The 9,869-nt window shown below is 71.1% G+C and carries 8 protein-coding genes and 1 pseudogene; 6 read left to right on the top strand and 3 right to left on the bottom strand.

What is annotated here, in order from left to right:
* Positions 1–436, top strand: a pseudogene (locus VOI19_RS07240) (amidase); the annotation flags it as partial.
* Between the two features lie 326 nt (positions 437–762).
* Here VOI19_RS07240 and glmS read toward each other — a convergent pair.
* The gene (gene glmS, locus VOI19_RS07235; protein ID WP_323792288.1) at positions 763–2,592 is read right to left on the bottom strand and encodes a glutamine--fructose-6-phosphate transaminase (isomerizing); all 1,830 of its coding nucleotides are present in this window, start codon (positions 2,590–2,592) and stop codon (positions 763–765) included.
* A gap of 85 nt (positions 2,593–2,677) precedes the next feature.
* Positions 2,678–2,959 carry a hypothetical protein gene (locus VOI19_RS07230; protein WP_323792287.1) on the bottom strand — a complete coding sequence of 94 codons (282 nt, stop codon included), beginning with the start codon at positions 2,957–2,959 and terminating at the stop codon, positions 2,678–2,680.
* A 299-nt stretch (positions 2,960–3,258) separates the two neighbouring features.
* On the opposite strand from VOI19_RS07230, the gene VOI19_RS07225 reads away from it, so the two are divergent.
* The 3 genes from VOI19_RS07225 to VOI19_RS07215 all read left to right on the top strand — a co-directional run bounded on the left by VOI19_RS07225 (position 3,259) and on the right by VOI19_RS07215 (position 5,226).
* Positions 3,259–3,477 carry a hypothetical protein gene (locus tag VOI19_RS07225; protein WP_323792286.1) on the top strand — a complete coding sequence of 73 codons (219 nt, stop codon included), beginning with the start codon at positions 3,259–3,261 and terminating at the stop codon, positions 3,475–3,477.
* A gap of 153 nt (positions 3,478–3,630) precedes the next feature.
* A complete protein-coding gene (locus tag VOI19_RS07220) occupies positions 3,631–4,197 on the top strand; it encodes a YceI family protein (RefSeq protein ID WP_323792285.1) in 567 nt (188 codons plus the stop codon).
* A gap of 75 nt (positions 4,198–4,272) precedes the next feature.
* The gene (locus VOI19_RS07215) at positions 4,273–5,226 is read left to right on the top strand and encodes a GNAT family N-acetyltransferase (protein WP_323792284.1); all 954 of its coding nucleotides are present in this window, start codon (positions 4,273–4,275) and stop codon (positions 5,224–5,226) included.
* A gap of 44 nt (positions 5,227–5,270) precedes the next feature.
* Here VOI19_RS07215 and VOI19_RS07210 read toward each other — a convergent pair whose 3' ends face one another.
* Entirely contained in the window at positions 5,271–5,885 is a 615-nt protein-coding gene (locus tag VOI19_RS07210) for a hypothetical protein (RefSeq protein WP_323792283.1), read from the bottom strand.
* 139 nt (positions 5,886–6,024) lie between these two features.
* Between VOI19_RS07210 and VOI19_RS07205 the strand changes: the two genes are divergently transcribed.
* Entirely contained in the window at positions 6,025–7,707 is a 1,683-nt protein-coding gene (locus tag VOI19_RS07205) for a glycosyltransferase family 61 protein (protein WP_323792282.1), read from the top strand.
* Positions 7,708–7,957: 250 nt separating this feature from the next.
* A partial coding sequence (locus tag VOI19_RS07200) for a SpoIIE family protein phosphatase (RefSeq protein WP_323792281.1) occupies positions 7,958–9,869 on the top strand: 1,912 nt, incomplete at its 3' end.

Genomic DNA, 9,869 nt, shown 5'->3' with positions numbered 1-9,869 from the left:
GGCGCACGCCGACGTCGAGCTCGCTCACTTCGGGCAGTCGATCCTCGAGGCGGCCCTGCTCGCGCCCGGCCTCGACAGCCCCGAGTACGCCGCCGCGAGGACCCGCTGCCAGGAGATCTCCCGCGGGGCGATCGACGCCGCGCTCGCGACGCACGGGCTCGACGCGCTCGTGACGCCGTCGTACGCCCCGGCGCACCCGATCGACCTGGTCAACGCCGAGCCCGGATCGGGCTCCTGCACGAGCCCGACCGCGATGGCCGGCTACCCGCTGCTGACCGTGCCCGTCGGACTGGCCGCCGGGCTGCCCGTCGCCGTGTCGTTCTGGGGCACCGCACACAGCGAGATCACGCTCGTCGAGGTCGCCGCCGGCTTCGAGGCTGCGCGCGACCGGGCGCACGGGCCGTTGCCGGCGCCGACCTTCGCGCCGTTCGTGTGAGGGCGGTCGCTGCGACGAAACTCCCGCTTCTGGTGCGGAACTTCATGACAGAAGCGAGAGATTCTCCGCTGAAGTGGTGAAACTGCCACGGGCGACGCGCCCCGGGAACCCGGAGCGACAAAACTCCCGCTTCTTGTACGGAACTTCATGACACAAGCGAGAGATTCTCCGCTGGAGCGGTGAAACTCCCGCGCCTGGACCACCCACTCGAGGTTGCCGGCCGCCTCACCGGGTTTCGTCTCGCCTTGCGCGGCTTCGTTCCTCAGCCGCGGGCTCGCTCAACCTTCACTCGCGACGCGCACCACTCGTCCCTCGTGGTGCGCTGCTCATTCCACGGTGACGGACTTGGCGAGGTTGCGCGGCTTGTCGATGTCGTGGCCCAGGTGCTGGGCGGCGCGGTAGGCGAGCAGCTGGAGCGGGATCGTGAGCAGGATCGGATCGAGCTCGCGCTCGGAGCGCGGCAGGTCGATGCGACGACACACGACGTCACCCAGGTCGACGTCGGCGTGGGTGATGACGACGAGCGGGCCGCCGCGGGCAGCGATCTCGTGCAGCGCTCCGACGTTGCGGTCGGTGAGCTCGTCGTTGGGCACGATCGCGACCGTCGGCACCTCCGGCGAGATCAGGGCCAGCGGGCCGTGCTTGAGCTCGGAGGTCTGGTAGGCCTCGGCGTGGCGGTAGCTGATCTCCTTGAACTTCTGGGCGCCCTCGCGGGCGACCGGGAAGCCGCGCACGCGGCCGATGAAGAAGAGGCTCTCGGCCTCTGCGAGCACCTTGGCCACCTCGGCGATCTCCTCCTCACGCTCGAGGATCTCGGTGATCTGGTCGGGCAGCGCGCGCAACCCGGCGATGAGGCGCTTGCCGTCGGAGATCGACAGGTCGCGCACCCGACCGAGCTGGAGCGCGAGCAGGGCGAAGCCGAGGAACATGTTGGTGAGCGCCTTGGTGGAGGCCACCGCCACCTCGGGCCCGGCGTGGAGGTAGATGCCGCCGTCGCACTCGCGCGCGATCGCCGAGCCGACGACGTTGACCAACCCGACGCAGCGTCCGCCCTTGCGGTTGATCTCCTGCACGGCGAGGAGGGTGTCGATCGTCTCGCCGGACTGGCTGACCGCAACGTAGAGCGTGTCGGGCTCGATCACCGGGTCGCGGTAGCGGAACTCGCTGGCGGCCTCGGCATCAGCCGGGATCCTGGCCAGCTCCTCGATGAGGGAGGCCCCCATCTGTCCGACGTAGTAGGACGAGCCGCAGCCCAAGATCTTGACCCGCTTGATCGCCCGGGTCTCGCGAGCACCCATCGGCAGCCCACCGAGGTGGGCGGTGCCGAAGCGCTCGTCGAGGCGGCCACGCAGCACGCGCTCAGCGGCCTCGGGCTGCTCCGACATCTCCTTGTGCATGAACGACTCGTGGTCGCCGGCGTCGTACGACGCGGGGTCGACGTCGACCTCGGTGGCGGTGCGGTGGGTCGAGGACAGGTCGGCGCGGTACGTCGTGAAGCCGCCGGCCGTGAGCGTGGCGATCTCGCCGTCCTCGAGGTGGGCGACCATCGTGGTGTGGCGGATCAGGGCCGCGAGGTCGGAGGCGACGAGCATCTCCTTCTCCCCCACGCCGATGAGCAGCGGGCTGCCGTTGCGCGCCACGACGATGCGGTCGGGGAAGGCGGCGTGCACGACCGCGAGGCCGTAGGTGCCCTCGATGCTCGTCAGCGCCTGGGCGACACGTGCCTCGAGGGTCTCGGCGTCGGAGCGCGCGATCAGGTGGGCGAGCACCTCGGTGTCGGTGTCGGAGAGCAGGTCGACGCCGTCGGCGGTGAGCTGCGCGCGCAGGGTCGCGGCGTTGTCGATGATGCCGTTGTGGACGACGGCGACGTCGCCCGAGGCGTCGGTGTGGGGATGCGCGTTGACGTCGTTGGCCGGGCCGTGGGTGGCCCAGCGGGTGTGGCCGATGCCGACCTTGCCGGTGAAGCGCTTGGGCAGCTCGTTGCTGAGGTCACGCACGCGACCGGCCTGCTTGGCCACCCGCACCGTCGCCTCCTTGGAGCCGCCGAGGACGGCCACGCCGGCGGAGTCGTAGCCACGGTGCTCGAGACGGCTCAGCCCCTCGAGGATCAACGGTGCTGCCTGCTGGGTTCCGATGTAGCCGACGATGCCGCACATGGCCTACGTCCTCTCGTGTTGCTCGCGCTGGTGGGTGGGGGTCAGGGGGTGGTCGTGGGATCTCGCGCCCGAGGGCGGGCGGGGCTCAGCCGTGAACGATGCGCCGGAGCTGTCGTGACGACAGCCGTGGTGCGGCGACGACACGGCCGGCGAGCTCGGTGGCCACCGTGTCGAACACCTCGGGATTGCGCAGTCCGGTGAGCCGCAGCTCGGCATGGCGACGTCGCACGAAGCTCTCGAGCGACTCGTCGTGGAAGGCCAGGACGTCCTCGACGATCCGGGCCACCTCGGTCTCGGTGAGCCCGGTGGTCTCGACGAGGTGCGCCACGAGCCGCGCGTCGGGTTGCGTGTCGAGGTCGGGGCTCACCCGGCCCATCTTGTGACCAGGCGACCCCAAGCGCAAGTTCTGACCCGAAATCGGGTCAGAAATCGCTACGGCGCCCACTTTGGCGCGGGAGGGGCGCGAGTGTTGCCCCCGCAAACGGCGCGCGCCGGACGGCTCGAAAGCCACGCAGCGGCGGCGCTCATCAGAGGTGGAGCACCACGCCCACCTCGACGCCCACAAGCACCCCCGAGTGGAGCATTTCCACCGCTTGAGGGCTTCTCCTTGGCATTCAGTGGGAGTTCGGCTATCTTGGTGAACAGAAGATGAACAGGAGGTGTCGGATGCCCGTCGACACGACAAACCGGCCGCAGATGCGCTGGGTGCCGGTGACCGACCACAGTGGTCGCACGCGGATGGAAGCCGTCTGGCTCTCCCCCGACCAGGTCGTTGCCCCGGTCGTTGCCGAGGTAGCTGTCCAGGCCACGCCCGCTGCCGTTGAGGTGGCCACGGCGGCAGTGCCCGCCGAGCTGCACGCGCACGCCGTCACACACGCCGCCTGACCCCGCACCTTCAGTCCCGCCGCGACGACACCGCCGACCTCGAGGTCGGCGGTTCTCGCATGCCGGAAGAAAGTTCGCGCTCGCGGGAATGAACCGCTCCGCCCAGCCCTTAGGTGTAATTGACAGTTCAACTACATCACCGAGGAGCACCCCATGAGCGAGTTCGACGCCGGCACCACCGCGATCGCCGACATCACCGGCAGCTACACCATCGACCAGGCCCACACCCGCCTCGGCTTCGTGGCCCGCCACGCGATGGTCACCAAGGTCCGCGGCCAGTTCAAGGACTTCAGCGGAACGGCCCACGTCGACAGCGCCAACCCCGCCAACTCGCGCGTCGACCTCACCATCCTCGCCAGCAGCGTCGACACCGGCTCGAAGGACCGCGACGGCCACCTCGCCTCCGCCGACTTCTTCGGCGTCGAGGAGTCCCCCGAGATCACCTTCGCCTCCACCGACGTCGCGCGCGACGGCTCGGAGTGGACGATCACCGGTGACCTGACCATCAAGGGCACCACCAAGTCGGTCACGATCGACTTCGAGGAGATCGGCACCGCGCGCGACCCGTTCGGCAACCTCCGCCTCGGCTTCGAGGGCTCCACGACCATCAACCGCTCCGACTGGGGCCTGAGCTTCAACGCCGCGCTCGACACCGGCGGCGTCCTGGTCTCGGAGAAGATCAAGCTCGAGTTCGACGTCTCCGCCATCGCCGACGCCTGAGGCGCCGCACCACGCGGTCTGGACCGGGTCACAAAATCTGTGGCCCGGTCCGGCTCTGCTTGCTTGAGTGTCTCGGTGACCACCGCTCCCCCACCCATGCCGGCCCTGCCGGCCCTGCCGGCCCTGCCGCCGGACGTGACCGTGCGTCCGCTCGTGGTGACCGACGCCCGCGCCGTCTACGAGCTGATGGCCGCCCAGGAGCTCGCCGACCTCGGCGTCGTCGAGATCGAGGAGGCCGACATCGTCGGCGACTGGCAGCGACCGAGCTTTGACGTCAGCGCCGGCACCACCGGCCTGTTCGTCGACGACCGCCTCGTGGCGTACGCCGAGGTCGCGGCCGACCGCGGGGACGCCGCCGTGCACCCCGACCACCGCGGCCGCGGCCTCGGCACCTGGTTGGCCGCCTGGATGCGGGAGCGCGCCCGGTCGTGCGGCACCGCGATCATCGGGATGCCGGTGCCCGAGGGTTCGCCGGGCGACCACCTGCTGACAGCGCTGGGCTATCACGTCCGCTGGACCAGCTGGGTGCTCAAGCTCGACCCGACCTCGTCGGTGCCGCAGCGCCCGCTGCCGCCCGGCTACAGCCTCGGCGAGGCCCGCACTGACGAGTACCCCCAGGTCCACGGCCTCGTCGAGGACGCCTTCCTCGAGTGGTCCGACCGCGAGCGGGAGAGCTTCGACGACTTCGCAGCCGTCACGACCCGGCGGCCCGGCTTCGAGCCGTGGCACCTGCGCGTCGTGCGAGATGCCGACGGCGTCCCGGTGGCCTGCGCGCACGTGACGCTCTTCGACGCCGAGGACGGGCGTGGCTGCGAGGCCTACCTGTCGCGCCTCGCCACCCGGGCCGACCACCGTGGCCGGGGCCTTGCTCAGGCGCTGATGGTCGACACCTTCGCCACCGCTCGAGTGCACGGTGCCGGCACGACGGGCTTGTCGACCGACAGCCGCACGGGCGCGCTGGGGCTCTACGAGAGGGTTGGGATGCAGGTGACGTCGACCTGGGTCAACCGGGCGATCCACCTGACCTGAGCTGACCTGACCCAAATTGACCTGACCTGAGCCGGCCGGTCGGGTCAGGTCGCCTCGACCTCGACCGTCGTGGTCACCTCGGTGACGGACGGCCTCGGTGGCGTGGACGAGAAGCCGAAGCGCGGCGGTGGCTCGACCCGCGCGAGGGCCCCGAGGTCCGTGCCCATCCAGGTGCCCGCGGCCGAGTCGATCGCGTGGTGGTCGGTGGCGCCGTACCACTCCCGTCGCTCGCCGGTGTCACCTCGCGTGCGCACACCGCGCAGGACGACGCGCGCGATCGGGTCGGTCAGAGCACACCACCACGGCGCCGTTGAGAGGCGTCGCGGCACCAGCCGGAGCAGCCGTCCCAGCGCCGTTCGGCCGCCGACGCCGAGGTCGAGGTGCAGCGACTCCGAGCGCACCTGCCAGTGCGGATCAGCGCCCGTGACGGTGATGGACTCGAGCCGGACCTCGTCGAAGACGTAGGTCGCCGCGATGAACTCCGCGACCGACTCGTCGGGCGCGACCAGCACCCGGTGCCCGTCCGGCTCCTCGACCATCGCGTCCCCGAATGATCCCAGCGGGCTGTCGTGCCAACGTCCCACCACGATCCGGACGCCGCTGCTCGACCCCACGCCCGCGATCCGACCGTGAAAGCGCAGTCGTCGGCGTGCGGGCATCGAGCGCCTCCTGTTGGGGCTGTTCGTGGGCGGGTGAGGTCGGAGCGGTGAGGTGGGTGCGGTGAGCTCGTGCCGAGTCTAGGCAGCGAGCGGGCGAGACGATTCCACCCGCGGCGCCGGTCGCAATAGAGTCGGGGGCATGCGCGCCCGGCCCCTCCCCACGCTCGGCCAGCTGCTGACCCTGCTCGACTCCGGCCCCGAGACCCCCGCCGCTGCCGCCGAGGGCCTGGTCGTCGTGATCGCCCGCACCAGGAGGCAGCTCGAGCGGCTGCGCTTCGAGGAGTCGGGGCTTCCCGAGGGCTCCGTGCAGGGGCTCGTCGGACGCAAGTCACGCCCCCTCACCGAAAAAATGATCGCGCTGCCACCGATCGCGCTCGTGATCGACGTCCGCTCGGCGAGCGGACCGCAGCAGGGTCGCCTGTTCGAGGCGGCGTACTTCGCCCTCGACGTCGGCGCCCGCTGGGCAGCTCTCCTCGACCCCGACGCCCCCGAGCCCGGTGCGGAGCAGGCACCCACCCGGCCGCCGCTGATGGAGCGGGTGGCGCGCACGTTCGCGGCCACCAAGAACCCGAACGACGTACGTCCCCGGTGGCGCACCCACCTGCGCAGCAGTGACCAGGTGGTGGCGACCGACCGCCTCGCGGTGTTTCGCAAGGGCCGCTCCCACCTGCTCAAGATCCGCGACGCCGACGCCATCGACCTGCTCCCTCGCCGTGAGCCGCAGCTCGAGGTGCAGGAGATCGCCGCCCACGAGGTCTCGACCCTCAGCACCCACGACCACCACCAGCACGGCACGCACCGCGGCGATCCCCAGGTGCCCGAGGTGATGGAGTCGCCACGGCTGAGCCTGCGGCGCTACGACGGCACCGTGACGCTGCCGGTCAACGCGCTGGCCTACCACGGCCGCACGCTCCTGCCCGACTCCTTCCGCTGGCACCTGGCGGAGGTGCCCACGGCGTGGGGCATCCGCGACACCGGCACGCGGTTCGCCCGGCTGCAGCCGCACGCTCCAGCTCGCCACCTGACCGGCAGCTACTACCACTTCGGCTACAACAACTCCGGCCACTTCGGCCACCTGATGACCGAGGCCCTGGCCAAGCTCTGGGGCTGGGACGCCGCCAAGGCCGACGACCCGTCACTCAAGATCCTCTGTCGACTGCACCCCGACCGTCAGCAGGATCCGGCGCGCCGCCTCGAGACCCAGCTGCTGCCCGCCTACGGCATCGACCCCGACGACATCGTGTGGGTCAACGACCCGGTGAGCGTCGACCGGCTCTACGCGTGCACGCCGATGTGGCACAACACCGTGCCGTTCTACGCCCACGAAGGACTGCGTGCCGACTGGGCGCGGCTGCGCGACGGCGTGCTGAGCAACAGCCCGTCGAGCAGCGACGCCGGCAGCCCCGAGAAGGTGTTCGTGACCCGACACGGGGGCAACCGCCGGTGCAGCAACGTCGAGGAGGTGGAGGCTCTGGCGAGCGCGCAGGGCTACACGATCGTGCAGCCCGAACGACTCCCCCTGGCCGAGCAGGTCGCCACCTTCGCCGGCGCCCGGGTCGTGGCCGGCTTCGGCGGCGCAGGGATGTTCAACCTGGCCTATGCCCAACACCTCGAGGCCGTCGTCGTCCTCAACCAGTGGGCCTACGAGGCGCGCAACGAGCAGCTGTTCGCCGCAGTGCAGGGCGCCGCGTGCCACACCTTCTGGAGCGAGCCGGACCTCGACCACCCGGCTGATGGTCGCGCCTACGAGGCGCACCAGTCGGACTGGTCCTTCGACCTCGGCCTCGGCGACGAGCTCAGCGCGGTGCTCGCTTCCCTGTGAGGGTTGCGTTGCCCTCACCGCCGACGACGGGCTGCCCCGAGGGGTGTTGGACGACTCGTACACCCGCGAGTTGGGCGATCTGGTTGGCTGGGGGCAGGTCAGGGGTCGCGTCCTCGACCTCACGGGGCCGTTCGCAGCAGTGGTGACGGCCCCGCCGGATGGAACCAGAAGGACGACGAGAGTGACCACGCCGCCGCTGTACCCGAGTACGACCGAGAGCTTGCCGGGGAGCCATGGCCTCCCGCCCCTGGTGGGAGATGCGCCCGCCGGGGTGCTGCTGGTCGACCTCGAGTCCAGGTCCGTGATCCACGCCAACGCCGTGGCCGAGCAGCTCGCGCCCGGCACCAGGATGCCGATGCCCCTCGAGGACTGGTCGGACGCCGCCGAGCTGCGTGACCTCGACGGCAACGAGCTCTCCGACACCGACCACCCGCTCTCCCGGGTCGCCCGCTCCGCGCCGGTCGCCGGACAGGCGGTCAGCGCGGGGCGCGCCAGCGACCTCGGCGGGCGGCGATCAGCGCTGTGGGTCGTGGCGCTGCCGCTCGAGGGAGCACCCGGCCTCGACGACCAGGCGCTGGTCGTGCTCCTCCCCCTCTCGGACCCACGCGTGCGCGAGGCCGCCACCGCTTTGGTCGAGGAGAGCGCCACCGACTCCGCGGACCTCTACGGGCGTGCTGTGCGCGCTACGTCGTTGTCGTTCACCGTCGCCGACGCCACCGCACCGGGCCAACCCCTGGTGTGGGTGAATCCGGCGTTCACCCACACCACCGGCTACGAGGTCGACGAGGTCGTCGGGCGCAACTGCCGCTTCCTCCAGGGGCCGGCGACCGGCCCCACCGGGCCGAGGCAGATGCGTGAGGCGATCTCTCGCGGCGAGGCGTGCCGGGTCATCCTGCTGAACTACCGCAAGGACGGCACCCCCTTCTGGAACCAGGTCGACCTCAGCCCGGTGCACGACGGCGCAGGAGAGGTGACCCACTTCGTAGGCATCCAGACCGACGTGACCCTTCGGGTGGACGCCGAGCGCGCCGTCACCCAGGCACTCAGGTCGGAGACCCGGGCACGCGCAGATGCCGAGGCCGCCCGCGCGCGCCTGGCTTTCCTCGTCGAGGCGGTCAACCAGCTCAGCGGCACCCTGGACGCCGAGCTCTGCGCCCAACGTCTTCTCGAGCTGGTGACGCCGGAGCTGTGCGACTGGGCCCTGCTGCTCCACCTCGGCGACCACGGTGAGCTCGTCGGCGTGCGAGCGCTGCACAGCGACCCCGCCCACCAACCGGACGTCGCCGACTACGCGACCTCGCTGCTGACCGCGTTCCGCCCCGGGTCGCTGGTCGACGTCCTCCTCCAAGGCCAGCAGCTCCGGGTGATCGAGCGGCTCGGGAGCCAGGAGAACCTCCCCGAACGCAGCGGCTACCTGCGCGACATGTCGGTCACCGAGGAGACCGCGCGACTCGGCAGCGCCTCGGCCCTGTGCGTGGGCCTGTCCGGGCGCGGCACCGTGCGCGAGATCCTGGCGCTGGTGCGCAACACCGACCGTCCCGCCTTCGGGGCCGAGGACATCGACGTGGGTCGCGACCTCGGCCACCGGGCCGGCCTCGTCCTCGACAACGCGCGGCTCTACCAGGCGCAGCGACTCATCGCCGAGACGCTCCAGCACAGCCTGCTCTCGGACCTGCCTCCGGTCGACGGTCTCGACGTCGCTGCTCGCTACCACGTCGGCGACCAGGCGGCGCAGGTCGGCGGTGACTTCTACGAGCTCCTGGCCCTCGACGACGGCTCGGTGGGCGTCGCCATCGGCGACGTCCTCGGCCACGACGTCTTCGCCACGGCGGCCATGGGCCACCTCAAGGGGATGCTGCGAGCCCTGGCGCACACGACGGACCCGGTCGTCGGTCAGCCGGGTCGACTTCTCGACGACCTCGACGGCCTCATCTCCCGGTTGCGCATCGACACCATTGCCACGGCGGTCTACGCCCGGCTCAGGCGCGTCGACGGCAACTGGCACCTCGACTGGGCGAACGCAGGTCACCCCCCGCCGGTCCTCAGACTTCCCGACGGCACGACCGAGGTGCTCTCGGACGGGGAGCCCGACCTGCTGCTCGGGGCCGGCGCAGCGGTACGCGCGACCCACAGCCGAGTGCTGCCCGCGGGCAGCACGCTCA

Source organism: Nocardioides sp. (assembly GCF_034670285.1).
Classification (GTDB): Bacteria; Actinomycetota; Actinomycetes; order Propionibacteriales; family Nocardioidaceae; genus Nocardioides.
This window is presented reverse-complemented; position numbering and strand designations above follow the sequence as displayed.